Here is a 13984-nt window from a genome sequence, read left to right as displayed (position 1 = left end):
TCCTTTTATTGAACCGGTATATAACCATCAAGTGACTTCAGGAATGAAAGACCTTCAAGTGTAATCTTCGTGCCAGCCCTGCCTTTTCCTTTCGTCACGTAAGCTTTTTTCTCAAGATCATCTAATCGGCTCCTCACCTGCTGAGGGGTCAGCGGAATGTCGCCTTGTTTGCTTAATTCAGACAAGATGCGTCTGCTGGCTGCTTCACCTTTCTCATTGAGAGACTTAATGGCTTCCAGCAGGAAAACAAACTCTTGTTTTTCCATTAGTGTGAGCTGGTGTTCTTCCTTTTTTCCTTTTACGTCCGGCGAAAGAGGTGTTAACACAAAAGGCGGCAGGTGGTGTAAAAATACCGTTTGCCCCTCGAGAATGACTGCAGCATAATGAACGATATTTTTGAGTTCCTGTACGTTTCCTTCAAACGGATACTCCTGCAAGGTTTCCCAAACACTTGGATCAATATCAGGCGTCATGCTCAGCTCCTGAAAGAAAGCAGTTGTTAACACAGGAATGTCTGTTTTTCGATCTGCTAATGACGGCAGGGGCAAATGAAAAACATTTAAACGATAAAACAGCTCAGGTAAAAAGGTAGATGACACCCTCAATGCCTCTATTGATAAAGACGAAGTGGCAATGATTTTTGTTGCAAAAGATGTTTCTAGAAAACGAATGACCTGATGCTGCATAGGAATACTTAATGCGGCGATTTCGTCTAAATAAAGAATTTGACGGGTCTTTTCCGTGAAGGCTTTCTGTAAGGTATCTTCATCTAAGACGGGGCAATATAGATGTGTCAGTGAAGCGTTTGGAGCAGCTGCATTTGCAATTTCCTGGGCAAATAGTGTTTTGCCTGTGCCAATTTCTCCTGTTATCAAGACCGGCTGCTCGTGTTTTGTGAATTGCTTTGCCAGATGAATGGCACGCTTCATTTCTTGATGCTCTCCATATATAGACGTAAACGAATGTGTGGTCATCGGGTGATTCCTTTCTTTGTGGTTCTAATTGGTTCAATTGTAACACCCAATAAAACCAAATGTACAGAAAAACGAAAAAGTTTATGAAATTTATGCTTGATCCATGATCTATTGGTTTATTTTTTGAATATTCATGTTATAATGACAAATTAAATAAGGTTAAAGAGAAAGGATCTTGTACATGAAACCGTTGCTCAAAGAAAACACGCTAATTCAAGTGAAAGACATTTTAAAGGCCCATCAAAATTTGAAGGATGTAGTGATTCATACACCTCTTCAAAAAAATGAGCGACTTTCTGAACGATATGAATGTAATGTCTACTTAAAAAGAGAGGATCTTCAAGTAGTTCGTTCCTTTAAATTAAGAGGCGCTTTTAATAAAATGAGCCAGCTTCCAAAAGATAAACTAGAAAACGGCATTGTCTGTGCAAGTGCAGGAAATCACGCACAGGGTGTTGCCTATTCTTGTAAATATTTAGAGATCCACGGGAAAATCTTTATGCCTGCCACGACACCAAGGCAAAAAGTATCTCAAGTGGAGCTTTTCGGAAAAGAATATGTTGAAATTATCTTAACCGGAGATACGTTTGATGATTCATATCATGAAGCAGTAAAATGCGGAGATGAAGAGAAGCGCGAGTTTATCCATCCGTTTGATGATTTGGATGTGATGGCAGGACAAGGAACGACTGCTGTAGAAATATTAAATGATATCGAAGTGGAGCCTCACTTTTTATTTGCAAGTGTTGGAGGTGGAGGTCTGTTATCTGGAGTTGGTACATATATCAAAAATATCGCCCCAGAAACCGAAATCATTGCAGTCGAACCGCTTGGCGCAGCTTCACTCCATGCTTCCCATGAAAAGGGCAAGGTTGTGACACTTGATTCAATTGATAAGTTTGTAGACGGAGCAGCGGTTCAGCGGATTGGCGAAAAGACGTTTACATCGCTTCAGTCCGTTGTCGATAAAATCAGTCTTGTACCTGAAGGAAAAGTATGTACAACCATTTTAGAGCTGTATAATCAATGTGCGATTGTAGCAGAGCCGGCAGGCGCACTGCCGATCGCAGCGCTGGATGCCCATCGCGAGGAGATTAAAGGGAAAAATGTTGTCTGTATTGTCAGTGGAGGAAATAATGACATTGGCAGAATGCAGGAAATCAAAGAACGGTCGATGATCTATGAAGGGCTTCAACATTATTTCATCGTCAATTTTCCGCAAAGAGCAGGAGCGCTTCGGGAATTTTTAGATGAAGTATTAGGACCAAATGATGATATCTCACGCTTTGAATATATGAAAAAGAATAACCGAAGCAAAGGCCCCGCGCTTGTTGGCATCGAATTGAAAGAAAGAGATGACTATGCGGCACTGATTGAACGGATGAATAAAAAAGGCTTCCATTATGTTGAAGTGAATAAAGATCAAGATTTATTCCACCTATTTATTTAGGCGTAAAAGAACATTGGAAAAGAGGATTGATCGTTTGTGCTGCTCAAAACAATATGTTTTAGACGGATGGATGGAGCTCAGATCAAGGTAACAGAAGTCCCTGTACTAAAGGGAGATGAGACGTATGGTTTCATGCTCACCTTTAGACTTGAAGCTTTCTTGAAAAAAGTCTATGTATCTAAAGGAAAGAGAGCTGTATACTCTTTCAGAGAGGATGTGAAACGTAACGTCAAGTGGAGCACATATGAGCAGATCTATCAGGAGCCTACACTGAAACACAATGCGTAAATAGAAATCTTTGTCAAGTGGAGTGAGCGGCCGTTTTGAAATGACAGCTGCTCAGCTTGGCAAGGATTTTTTTCATGAAAAGAAGAAAATGTGACAATTTCAAAAACGTCATGACAGTTGTTTTCAAGTATGCACGAAATAAGGTAATATCATAAGTAAAGACTAAGACAGCAAGGATGAGACGATAGTGAAACAAATTAAAATTGTAACAGATTCAACTGTGGACCTTCCGCAAGAAAAAATCAATGATCTTTCCATTCACGTGATTCCGCTCAATATCTCCATTTCTGGGGTTGATTATATTGACCGAGTGAATATACAGCCAGATGAATTTATTGAAAAAATGGAGGCCGCTGAGGAATTGCCGAAAACGTCTCAACCTGCGATCGGTCAATTCGTCGAATTATATGAAAAGCTCACGGCAGATGGAAGCGAAGTCATTAGTATCCATTTAACGGGTGGGATGAGTGGTACTGTTCAAACTGCTGAAAGCGCTTCGAAAATGGTAGACGGAAACATCACGGTGATTGATTCAAATTTTATTTCCTATGGATTAGGGTTTCAAGTCAGCAAAGCAGCAGAGCTTGCAAAAAATGGTGCAAGCCGTGAAGACATCATCAAAGAAATGGATAAAATCCGTCTTAAAACAAAGCTATTTGTCACAATCGATACATTAGAAAATCTCGTGAAAGGTGGAAGAATTGGAAGAGGAAAGGCGCTGATCGGCTCACTTCTTCATATCAAACCAATTGCCAGCTTAACGGATGGGGTATACACGCCGGAAGCGAATGTGAGAAGCTATTCTGCTCTTGTCCGCTATTTGACCAAACAGTATGTACAGGCCGTGAAAGGAAAAACAGTTCAAGCCATTGGGATAGCGCATGCAGATGCATTAGAACTCGCTGAAAAGCTCAAATCAGCGCTGCTTGATCACACACCTGAAGCACTTGTTGACATCGCCTACACAACACCGATTATTTCGTGTCACACTGGAAAAGGCGCAATAGGCTTTACTTTTTATACCGATTGATTGAAAAAGGGGATGGACGTACCATGCTTAAAAAAAGGGGAGCCTCACTTGGTACGCTTATGATCATAAGCGTGCTTCTTTTAGTCTCATGTTCAAATGGACAAATCAAAGATGCGTTAAATTATCAAATACAGCCGTTTGAGTATGAAAATCAGGATGGTCAAAAGGTGTCATTGGATGATTTGAAGGGGAAAGTATGGGTTGCAGATTTTATTTTCACAAGCTGTGAAACGATCTGTCCGCCGATGACTGCTCATATGACAGAGCTGCAAAAACGGTTAAAAGAAGAAAAATTGGATGCGCATATCATTTCCTTTAGCGTGGACCCGGAGGTAGACTCACCGAACAAGCTAAAAGAATTTGCAAAAGCATATCCATTGTCCTTTAAAAATTGGGATTTTCTCACTGGCTATTCACAGTCCGCAATCGAAAAATTCGCAATGAAAAGCTTTAAAACCATTGTGAAGAAACCTGAAGATGAAGACCAAGTGATTCATCAGTCATTGTTTTTCCTAGTTGATCAAGAAGGGAAAGTGATGAAAAATTATGATGGCGTACAAAATACACCTTATGATGAAATTATCAAGGACATCAAAACGCTGAATCGAAGCTAGCATAAGGATGTTCAAATGAGCGAAAACATGATACACTTTTTTAATCAGAAAAAGGAGGGACATCATCGTTTGAAGGCTCGTTTGATTTTGATTGTGATGTCTGTAGCTTTTGTTCTTTCTGCATGTTCCGCGCAAGAGGCTGGCATAAAGGATAAACTAGAAGACACACAAGACGTAAAAGAACATATTACGATCGCAGCGGTTGGAGATTCCTTAACAGAAGGAATCGGAGATCAACATAAAAAAGGATATGCAGGCATGACCCGTGACAAGTTAGAAGCGGTGGACGGCGTGCAATCTGTCACATTAAAAAATTATGCCATTAAAGGCAGTAGAACGGTAGATTTATTAAAAAGATTAAAAGAAAAAAAGGTGCAAGACGGACTGAAAGACGCTGACTATATTTTCTTTACGATCGGCGGCAATGACTTAATGCATGTTGTCCATCAAAATGTGCTCAATTTGACGTTTGCTCCTTTTCAAAAAGAGCAGGGTCCTTTTGAGGAGCGCTTTAAAACCATTCTTGCTCAATTGAGAAAGCACAATGATCATGCGAAGATCATGTATGTCAGCATGTACAATCCCTTTAAGTTCAGTTTGTCTGAGCTGCGAGATATTGATGAAGTCGTCAAAGATTGGAATGCCGCTGCCAAAAAGGAACTGAAAAAAGACGGCAACGCTGATATCATCAATGTAGCAGATTTATTTGAGGAAGATTCTGATGAAAAATTACTGGCAGATGATGATTTCCACCCAAACCAAAAGGGGTACTCTCTTATGGCAAATCGTTTATTCTCCAAAGTGAAAAAAGAAGGACTGCCGAAGGAATAGGGTGAACGTATGAAAAAGTGGAAAAGCTTATTTTTTATTTTACTTGCAATCAATCTATTGATTGTTCTAGCCTGCGGTATTTTGATGATGCTGCCAGGCGGTCAATCCGCTTCAACTAAAGAATTAAAAAGCGAGTATTCTTTTAATATATCTAGCTCAAAGGAATCGCTCACCAGCTTTATCAATGATTACTTGAAAAATCAAGGATCAAGTGATATGCCAGACTTTCATGTGGCGATCGATCAAGATGTGAAAGTAACAGGCGCAATTAAAGCTTTCTCTTCGACTATTGATGCAAACGTCTCATTTACGCCAACTGTCGAAGATAATGGTGATGTGCTGTTGAAAGTGGATGGCCTTTCAATTGGACAATTGAGCATTCCGATTAGTTTTGTTTTAAGCTACATGGGCCAGTTCTATGAACTGCCAGAATTCGTTCATGTGAAACCGGATCAAAAAACGGTTGAAGTACGCCTTTCAGAAATGCCACTGACGAATGATATGTATGTGAAAGCAAACAAAATTGATCTAGAGAACGATGAAATTGAGTTCTCATATTATCATCCAAAGCAATAGAAAGTGAGTCAGGAGTGAAATCATGAAGCGAGTCTATCAATATTTTAGTTTACTGTCGCTTTTATTTGCTGCGTACTTTGGCATTACAGCTGCCACTGATTTAAGAGCAGAAAATATCGATCAGTTTTACTTAAATATTGCCTATTGTGCATTATTTCTAGGTATCATGATTCTTGCTTTTGATTTTCAAAAGCAAGAAAAAGCTGAAGATGTCTCGTAAAGAGCCTTTTCCATTGAGGAAAGGCTCTTTTTTATATTTGCTGAGACAAGACCACCTTCGCCATAAGCTCTGGCTCTCCGTTAGCAAAGCCATGAAGCAGAATGAGGTATGCGCGATTTGCTTGCAGATGAACTTTTGGGATATCAAGCAGTACACTTTGAGTACCGGCGGCTTTCAATTCAAAATGATATTTATTCGGGGAGAAATGATGAATGTGAGTGCCGTTTACATAATGAAGCTCCTTTGATAACACCCCTTGATCACGTTCATATATATCAATGGAAGGAAGGTCTGGAGACAGATGGACAAATGTAAGGGCTGACAGGTCCTCGTGTTGAATCACAGGGTCTTGCCGCTCTGTCAGCAGCGCAAAACCTGCATGAGCACCTGTGATACATAGGGTGTAAATCTCGCTACGTTTAATCATCATGCAAGAATGAAGAACTCTTTCTTTTGTGGCCAGCTTGAACACTTCTATCTCATAAATTCCCTCATCCCACTCCATATAAGCTGTCAAATGACTGTAAGGCATTTTTTTCAAGACCTCATTCCGATTCACATATACAGCGAGCTCACTAAGATCTGGTGCAGCGTGAAAGAGCCGAATAAAGGCTTTGGATGAAAGGCTGCTTTGAGGGTGCTCGAAGCCCGCAGCGAGTGGCCGGTATGGAAAGTCATGATAAGAGAGCTGCTGCATGTCATCAATCCCTACTTTCTAATGCGATGGTGTTTTTTGTAGCGTATGCATGAAAAAGGCGATCTGTATAGGCAAAAGAAGCATAGAAAAAAGCCTGACGTTTTCCGTCAGGCAAGTTAAGAAGGAGAAGAATATTGATGATATTCAGCTAGCTTAATGAACGTTTTTTCATCCTCAATTAAACCACAAACGCCGCACTGGACTTTTATTTGAGGACCTTGATAGCTCACGTGAAAAGGAGAAAGCTGCTCTCCTTCGTATCTTTCGACAACTGCTCCGGTCGCAGGATCCAGCTTCACAGGTTCTGAAAGCTGCTCAATCAGATTAAAGCGCGTTCTGTTTGTTTTACAGTTTGGACAAAGATAAGGGCTTGTCATGGTTCATTCCACCTCTTTTTATCCGTAGCATGTCCAGAGCGCTAAAATCTATGCTTAATCCTTTTGACTTTTATCCAGCTTTTTAAATAATTTGATCATTGTTTTCAGTTCTTCGTCGTCGAATGACTCAAATCGCTCCATAAAGTATTCTGTTTTCTTTTTCTCAAAATGCTCAGTAATTTCCTTACCCTTATCGGTTAAGTGGATTTTGATGATGCGGCGATCCTCTTTAGAACGGATACGGGTAATCCAGCCCTTTTCTACGAGTGTGTCGGTCACAGCTGTGATATGGCTTGCTGACACCCCTAGAATGGACGCAAATTCCGTTACTTTTTTTGCACCTTGCTCACGAAGCAGATTTAAAATGAGAAATTCATTCCGAGATAATTCGTTTTCGAGCAGGCTGTTAATCTCATAACGGATCTGCTTAAATACGGTTCTCAGTAAAGAATCCATTTCATACATCATTTGTTTTCTTTGTTCCAATCATTAAACCCCCATTATATTTTAAGATACGACAGAATGCTTTCTTTTATTTTAGGTATACAAGTCGTATCATTTTCATTATTTTTCATCATGTTATAATATGATGATACCATTTTTTAAATGAAGGGGGCACTAATATGTCTGAAAAACAAGAATTAGCCACATTTGCAGGAGGCTGCTTCTGGTGTATGGTTAAACCTTTTGATGAACAGCCGGGCATTATCAAAGTTGAATCAGGGTATACTGGCGGACATACAGTGAATCCGACCTATGAGGAAGTATGTACAAATACAACGGGACATAGAGAAGCGGTTCAAATCACGTTTGATCCAGACGTTTTCCCGTATGAAAAGCTATTAGAACTGTATTGGCAGCAAATAGACCCAACAGATGATGGAGGGCAATTTGGTGATAGAGGAGAGTCCTACCGCACAGGTATTTATGTTCATCATGACGAGCAGAGAAAGCTTGCAGAAGCATCGAAAGAGAAGCTGAACGAAAGCGGCACTTTCCAAAAGCCAATTGTGACAGAAATTTTAGATGCTGGTCCTTTTTATCCCGCAGAGGAATATCATCAGCATTATTATAAAAAGAACAAAATGCACTACGAACGATATCATGTCGGTTCGGGCAGAGCGGGTTTTATTGAGTCCCATTGGAGTGATAAATCATGACAAACGAAAAAGAAAAGCGTCTGAAAGAATTAAACCGAATGCAGTACGAAGTCACGCAAAATAATGGCACTGAGCCGCCATTTCAAAATGAATTCTGGGATCACAAAGAAGAAGGCATTTATGTGGATATCATTTCAGGCAAGCCGCTTTTTTCATCTTTAGATAAGTTTGATGCCCATTGCGGCTGGCCGAGTTTCACAAAGCCGCTTGAAGATGAGGAAGTAGCGGAGAAGGTGGATACGAGCCATGGGATGGTGCGGACAGAGGTGCGCAGCAAAACAGCTGATTCTCATCTAGGTCATGTCTTTCCTGATGGTCCAGGACCAAATGGTCTTCGGTATTGTATTAACTCAGCCGCTTTGAAGTTTATCCCAAAAGATGATCTTGAAAAAGAAGGCTATGGGGATTTGAAACATCTATTTGATTGATCTATTTAAAAATCGTCACATGGAAGGCATCTGCTTCCGTGTGACGATTTTTTATTTTTTATGATGCGTGTGATGTAATTGTTCAATGATGTGGAATAGCTTTTCTTTTGTAATGAGAGGCGCTTCATTTGATGTGTAATTGGTTAAGTCGACTTTTTGAAAGTCAGCGTGCAGTTGTGGTCTTGGTAAAATGGCATAAAATTGTTCATGCTCAAATAGTGCATCTGCTTCGTGCTGAAATGTGAGCTCTTCGTGAAGCTTTTCTCCAGGTCTTTTCCCAACAACGAGAATATCCGGGGATGCGACATTGATTTGAGTGGCATATTCATGAAACGCTTTTAAGAGATCAGCAAGCTGTAATGACTCCATCTTGAGAATGAACGTTTCGCCGCCTTTCATCATGATCGCTGCTTGAAGTGTGAGGGAGACAGCCTCTTCGATGGACATAAAAAAACGTGTCATATTAGGGTCAGTTACGGTCAAAGGTTTTTCATTTAACAGCTGCTGGAGCATGATGGGAATGACTGAACCTCTTGATCCAAGCACATTGCCAAAACGCACAGAGCAAAACATCGTTTTTTGATTCGGAATACTTTCGTTTGCTTGGAAAAATAGTTTTTCTGAAATTAATTTTGTTGCACCCATGGCATTTGTCGGAGAAACCGCTTTGTCAGTTGATATGTTGACAACATGACTGACTTCATGTTCGATTGCGGCTTCAATGACGTGCTGCCCTCCGATAATATTCGTTTGCACGGCTTCAAACGGATTGTCTTCACAAGTGGGTACTTGTTTTAAGGCGGCTGCATGAAAGATGATATCAACGCCTTTGACGAGCTGTCTCACGCGGCTTGCATCTCGTACATCTCCTAAAGCGAATGCAACTTCTGGATGATCTGCATACTCATTTTTCATCATGTATTGTTTGCTGTCATCTTTGCTGAAGACGATAATCTTCTTTGGAGAGCATGATGTTAATTTTTTCACAATTTGACGGCCGATCGAACCCGTACCGCCTGTGACTAATATCGTTTTGTCACGAAAAAAAGCCTTCAAACTCGTTTCTATCTTTTTGGACATATCTAATCCCCCAACTCTCATTTCTCTACTTTGCATCATATGTGAAAGAGCGGCATCCGTTTGAGGAAAAGAACCACTTTCTATATAAATTAGGTGAACAAATTATAACCATCTGCTTGACGTCTTAATAGAATATGGAGAAATAAGAGAACAAGTAGAAAAACGAGAGACCTGAACACTTCAGTACTGCGATCAGCTCGGATGAAAATGAAGAGAGCTTTGCGCGAGGGGAGAAGGGAATACATGTATAGGGGAAATCGTATTTTAGCCTTGATACCAGCTTTTAGAAGTAGGCACGATCAGCACGATGAACACATTCGCGTATTGGCGGAGCGGCCGCTCATCTATTGGACCATTCAGCCGTTACTGCAAATGATTGAGTTAGATGAAGTCATCGTCTCTACAGAGGATGTCAATACTCAAATCATTTCATCTCACTACGGAGCCCATGTGATTGAACTGCCAGACACGCATGTAACGGAACAAACACCGTCACTCATAGCTGTGAAGCATGCGCTTGCTTATTTAGAGCGTGAGGGGAAGACCTTTGATATTGTTCTATATTTGCATCCATCGTCTCCTTTAAGAGAGCCGGAAGATATTGAGAAGTGCTTGCAGCTTCTAGTAGAAGGGAGTTATGACTGCATGGCATCTTTTACAGAGGCGCTAGAAAACCCAAATGAAACATGGACACTGCATGAGAATAATGAAGCAACTTTATATAAGGACAATCACTACTTTTTCATGCCAAAGCATGAGCAGCCATATACGTATGGCCGTTTAAATGGAGCAGTGTATGCTTTTCATGTTCCATATGCAAAAGAATGCATTCATTCCTTTTTAGAAGGATCTGTTGGAGCGTATATCATGGATCGCCAAAAATCACTCGTGGTGAAACAGGAGGAAGACCTTGAGAAAGCGGAGAAAGTCTTATTGGCTCGCCGAGATGCGGAGGGTTATGCATAAGATGAATTTCAACGAGAAAAGCGCCCGGTCATAGGGCGCTTTTTACGATCTCATAAAGCCTGTGTGGAAATGTCTCAAATGTATTCCAGGGAACGACTTGTTCGTAATTGTTTCGTGCGATCGCTTTTCTTTTCTCGGCATTTGATCCATAATATTCAACCTGTTCCAGCAAATCGTCCTCATCTTTATAAAAAACGAAGCTTGAAAAAGCTTGCGGCGGTTGTAGATCCGTCAATTGAAAGCTTTCAGCTGCAGCGATATCAAACGCTCTGTTGTTCAGGCTTACATTTTGAATCATGGCTTTGTTTTTATTATAGGCAAACTGAGCCGGCCTGTGCGGGTTAAGAACAATCGCTGATTGCTGATAGATGTCCGCCATTTGCTGAGGGCTCAGCCAATTGGTCACTAGTGTGAGATCTCGATAATGTCTTCGTGACTTATTTAAATGACGATGCCATTCCTTACCTGCAACGAGAATCCGCCATTTGTTCTGTTGTAAGAGTGTATCAATGGCTTTGATGCGGTTGGGATAAGGGTAGCCGGCGAGTGCAATGTCATAGTTGCACATCTCTTCAGGCGATTCGTTTTTTTGAAAAACACGTGTATTTGCCGGAATGGGAAAGTAGTGGGTGTGACCTATGCCCAATTGTTTGTAAAATGGCAAAGCTCCTTCATCAATCGTTAATATGAGCCGCGCATCACGCGTGCAAGCAGCTGACACATCTGTATAAAAGGGATCTTCTGTCATCCACAAAACGATCGGGATCTTTTCTTGTTTGAATTGATGAAGCACTTCGCTCGGAACATGATCACCGATCATCATAAAAACAAAATCCGGAGAAAATGTCCGGATTTTGTGCATGTGAGCGGGTAGAGATTCTCGATCAATTTTTACACATGAAAAGGGGGAATCAATGAAGCTCTCTTCTACCCATTGATCAAACATGTGATAGATTCCACCGTAGCCAGAGCTGATATAAAGAACCTTCATGATGGCCCTCTCACATTAAGATGTGAACGTAACACTTTCAACTTTATCTACATCTAATAAAGTCGTTGCAGAGCCTGTTGGTGTAACTGAGCTTTCTTGTGTAACAAATACAACACCCGTTGAAGCATTGAATGCTACGAATTGAACTGGCCCGATTAAATCTCCTGAGTCAGTGACAATGCTGATGACGGTTCCTGGTGCAAGTCTTGCAAAAATCCATCTTGCTGGCTGCGAAACATCGAGTGTTGTAGCAGAATCTGAAGGTGATGCCTCAGCTGCCACTTCACTTAATAAATTGTTCAATTTTTCTTCCATTTGAACTCCTCCTTCTTCAAGATTAACTGTTAATGCACGAGTAAGTGGTTTGAAAAACACTTTCAATAGTTCTTTTTTTAATTCGGCACGCTTGTCGCTCATTTTTTCCCCATCCTTTCTTCATCAATTCAAACTCACCCCTATGTATATGCCGTTCACTTTTTTTGGTATAAGCAGAACGCTGATTCTTTGTTCTTTTTTTCATTTAATTACTTCACACATTTTTAAAAATGTTTTCAAATGCTGAGGCTAAATGAAGTGATTCTCATACTCTAGTAAAGATTAAATGTGAAGAGAGAGGGATTATGAATGGAATTTGAACAATTATTAAATGGTTGGAACGAAGAATTACTAGAAGCAGAAGGAGTACTTGAAGTCATCTTGATTTTACTTCTTCTTCGTCTTTTAGAAGAAAGTGAGGAAGAGAGTGTGTCAGACATCAAAGAATTACTTCGTCCATGGCTTGAGCTTGGCATTCCGCTGCCACGTGTTCATTTAGTCAATGGAGAGGTCCTTCAAAACGTAGTTGTTGTGCAGCTCTTTGATACAGTAGCGGTCTTTAAAAACGTGACAAATCAGCTAAGAGTGAATGTTCCTTACGTGAACATTGTCAGCTGGGGGGCTTTTTAATCTAATTAAAAAGGATAATGATCATGAAAGTATCGGTAATTTTAACAAGCTACAATAAACCTGATTTCATTGATCGTGTGCTAAAGAGTATGGTGGAACAAACGTATTCAAATTGGGAGCTTCTGATTATGGATGATGGCTCAGAACAAGGCACCCTCCAAAAGATCCAGCCCTATTTAGACGATGAACGCATTCATCTGTATTCACGCACGGTTCATCCTGCAAAACGGCTGTTAACCGTACGGTATGCGACGCTTATTAATGAAGCGCTAACCCGTATAACAGGTCAGCTCATTTGTTATTTAACAGATGATACTGTGTATCATCAAGATCGTTTGCAGAAAATGGTGGATGTTTTTCAGTCGAAGCCTCATATCGATATCGTGTATTCCTCGCAGCGGGTCGTGCATGTTGATAAGCATTTAGTTGAGACCATGAGCTTTGTCCGTGAAGCAGAACAAATCTTGGAGCATGCGTCCTTTCAAGTGGATCATTGTTCGGTCATGCACAGAAGGCGTTTGCTTCCGCTAATTCATGAAAAATACGGACAATATTGGGCTGATGAGCCTAAACACTGGCATCATGCAGATTCTGTTTTTTGGATGAGGCTGAATCAATTTGCCGCGTTTTTTCCATTAAGAGATGTACTTGATACAACGTATAAAACCCCTCATTCCTTTCATCATCTGTTTTCGAGTATGCCGTATGATCTCATTGACGGAACGGTGATTGAAAAGGAAGGGGATTACTACCAAATCGCAGGCGGCAATCTTCATGAAATTGAAAGGTGCTGGGTGAACGAAAAAAACAGGCGCGCAATTCGGGTGCCATCGTTATGTGCGATGAAATATGAGATGAAAGACATGCTGGCAGTACCAAATTATACAGTTGTCACGGCAGATCATGGGAAAACGTTCTATTATATTGAAGATCAGAAAAAAAGGCGATTTGCTGCAAAACGTGACGTGCAATATTTTCAGTTTCACCCTAAGGAGATCTATACGATTTCAAATGAACGGCTTCAGATGTTTGAAGATGGCGGCATGATTCAAGTTTCTCCAGTATTTAGTCCGCCAAACAGGCGGCTGTTTAAATGGAAACAAGATGTCTATTTACTGATGCATCATACCTTTTACCGTATTGATCCTGATGTCGTGAAGCGATTTGCTTTTTATCATCAGCCAATTAATTTATACCCTTCCCAATTTACGTTATTTCAAGAAGGAAAGCCGATAGTGCCGCTGTATATCGAATCGCTGCAAGAATTTGATATGTCTCTTTATCAAACATCAGGGCGAAAGCACTCCTCATAAGAGGGGTGCTTTTTTGACGCTATAGACAAAAAAAGCAGGAAGTT

At 40.6% G+C, this 13984-nt stretch carries 19 protein-coding genes; 12 read left to right on the top strand and 7 right to left on the bottom strand.

Translation table 11 applies throughout. From position 1 onward, the window contains the following. Positions 1 to 5: 5 nt before the first annotated feature. Positions 6 to 974 carry a sigma 54-interacting transcriptional regulator gene (locus C6348_RS05390; RefSeq protein ID WP_106031074.1) on the bottom strand — a complete coding sequence of 323 codons (969 nt, stop codon included), beginning with the start codon at positions 972 to 974 and terminating at the stop codon, positions 6 to 8. Positions 975 to 1155: 181 nt separating this feature from the next. Here C6348_RS05390 and ilvA point away from each other — a divergent pair, with 181 nt between their 5' ends. The 7 genes from ilvA to ypmT all read left to right on the top strand — a co-directional run bounded on the left by ilvA (position 1156) and on the right by ypmT (position 5983). Continuing rightward, complete coding sequence (ilvA, locus tag C6348_RS05385; protein WP_106042332.1) at positions 1156 to 2424, top strand: threonine ammonia-lyase IlvA; 1269 nt, start codon at positions 1156 to 1158, stop codon at positions 2422 to 2424. Positions 2425 to 2460: 36 nt separating this feature from the next. Continuing rightward, a complete protein-coding gene (locus tag C6348_RS05380) occupies positions 2461 to 2712 on the top strand; it encodes a YpmP family protein (RefSeq protein ID WP_034660976.1) in 252 nt (83 codons plus the stop codon). A 187-nt stretch (positions 2713 to 2899) separates the two neighbouring features. Continuing rightward, complete coding sequence (locus tag C6348_RS05375; RefSeq protein ID WP_034660975.1) at positions 2900 to 3742, top strand: DegV family protein; 843 nt, start codon at positions 2900 to 2902, stop codon at positions 3740 to 3742. Positions 3743 to 3765: 23 nt separating this feature from the next. Further along, positions 3766 to 4356, top strand: coding sequence for an SCO family protein (locus C6348_RS05370; protein WP_106031076.1), 591 nt, complete (start codon positions 3766 to 3768; stop codon positions 4354 to 4356). A gap of 69 nt (positions 4357 to 4425) precedes the next feature. Continuing rightward, positions 4426 to 5187: an SGNH/GDSL hydrolase family protein gene (locus C6348_RS05365; RefSeq protein WP_223251476.1), complete on the top strand. Its 762-nt coding sequence runs from the start codon at positions 4426 to 4428 to the stop codon at positions 5185 to 5187. Positions 5188 to 5196: 9 nt separating this feature from the next. Then, on the top strand, positions 5197 to 5763 hold the full coding sequence (locus tag C6348_RS05360; RefSeq protein WP_034660973.1) for a YpmS family protein: 567 nt from the start codon (positions 5197 to 5199) through the stop codon (positions 5761 to 5763). Between the two features lie 22 nt (positions 5764 to 5785). After that, a complete protein-coding gene (gene ypmT, locus C6348_RS05355) occupies positions 5786 to 5983 on the top strand; it encodes a protein YpmT (RefSeq protein WP_034660972.1) in 198 nt (65 codons plus the stop codon). 31 nt (positions 5984 to 6014) lie between these two features. Here the strand turns inward: ypmT and C6348_RS05350 are convergent, their stop codons facing one another. From C6348_RS05350 to C6348_RS05340, 3 genes are all read right to left on the bottom strand, one after another. Continuing rightward, positions 6015 to 6680 (bottom strand): DUF4397 domain-containing protein, encoded by a 666-nt coding sequence (locus C6348_RS05350; RefSeq protein WP_106042207.1) that lies wholly within the window; start codon positions 6678 to 6680, stop codon positions 6015 to 6017. A gap of 116 nt (positions 6681 to 6796) precedes the next feature. Further along, entirely contained in the window at positions 6797 to 7057 is a 261-nt protein-coding gene (locus tag C6348_RS05345) for a hypothetical protein (protein WP_034660970.1), read from the bottom strand. 54 nt (positions 7058 to 7111) lie between these two features. Next, entirely contained in the window at positions 7112 to 7543 is a 432-nt protein-coding gene (locus C6348_RS05340; protein ID WP_034660968.1) for a MarR family transcriptional regulator, read from the bottom strand. 137 nt (positions 7544 to 7680) lie between these two features. On the opposite strand from C6348_RS05340, the gene msrA reads away from it, so the two are divergent. Together msrA and msrB are read left to right on the top strand one after the other, a co-directional pair. Beyond that, a complete protein-coding gene (gene msrA / locus C6348_RS05335; protein WP_034660967.1) occupies positions 7681 to 8217 on the top strand; it encodes a peptide-methionine (S)-S-oxide reductase MsrA in 537 nt (178 codons plus the stop codon). Continuing rightward, positions 8214 to 8645 carry a peptide-methionine (R)-S-oxide reductase MsrB gene (gene msrB, locus C6348_RS05330; RefSeq protein ID WP_060596568.1) on the top strand — a complete coding sequence of 144 codons (432 nt, stop codon included), beginning with the start codon at positions 8214 to 8216 and terminating at the stop codon, positions 8643 to 8645. The genes msrA and msrB overlap by 4 nt, the downstream gene beginning before the upstream one ends. 51 nt (positions 8646 to 8696) lie before the next feature. On the opposite strand, the gene C6348_RS05325 is transcribed toward msrB, so the two are convergent. After that, the gene (locus C6348_RS05325) at positions 8697 to 9725 is read right to left on the bottom strand and encodes an SDR family NAD(P)-dependent oxidoreductase (RefSeq protein ID WP_106042205.1); all 1029 of its coding nucleotides are present in this window, start codon (positions 9723 to 9725) and stop codon (positions 8697 to 8699) included. 243 nt (positions 9726 to 9968) lie between these two features. On the opposite strand from C6348_RS05325, the gene C6348_RS05320 reads away from it, so the two are divergent. Then, the gene (locus C6348_RS05320; RefSeq protein WP_106042203.1) at positions 9969 to 10691 is read left to right on the top strand and encodes an acylneuraminate cytidylyltransferase family protein; all 723 of its coding nucleotides are present in this window, start codon (positions 9969 to 9971) and stop codon (positions 10689 to 10691) included. Between the two features lie 28 nt (positions 10692 to 10719). Here C6348_RS05320 and C6348_RS05315 read toward each other — a convergent pair whose 3' ends face one another. After that, on the bottom strand, positions 10720 to 11682 hold the full coding sequence (locus tag C6348_RS05315; RefSeq protein WP_106042201.1) for a CgeB family protein: 963 nt from the start codon (positions 11680 to 11682) through the stop codon (positions 10720 to 10722). 15 nt (positions 11683 to 11697) lie between these two features. Beyond that, complete coding sequence (locus C6348_RS05310; RefSeq protein ID WP_106031081.1) at positions 11698 to 12099, bottom strand: hypothetical protein; 402 nt, start codon at positions 12097 to 12099, stop codon at positions 11698 to 11700. Between the two features lie 207 nt (positions 12100 to 12306). Between C6348_RS05310 and cgeC the strand changes: the two genes are divergently transcribed. Then, positions 12307 to 12627: a spore maturation protein CgeC gene (gene cgeC / locus C6348_RS05305; RefSeq protein ID WP_034660957.1), complete on the top strand. Its 321-nt coding sequence runs from the start codon at positions 12307 to 12309 to the stop codon at positions 12625 to 12627. A 17-nt stretch (positions 12628 to 12644) separates the two neighbouring features. Next, entirely contained in the window at positions 12645 to 13940 is a 1296-nt protein-coding gene (locus C6348_RS05300) for a glycosyltransferase family A protein (RefSeq protein ID WP_106042199.1), read from the top strand. Positions 13941 to 13984: the final 44 nt, after the last annotated feature.

It is taken from the genome of Bacillus sp. YBWC18 (assembly GCF_002998775.1).
Classification (GTDB): domain Bacteria; phylum Bacillota; class Bacilli; order Bacillales; family Bacillaceae; genus Bacillus.
Note: the sequence above shows the minus strand (reverse complement) of the source record. Positions and strands in the feature narration are given on the sequence as shown.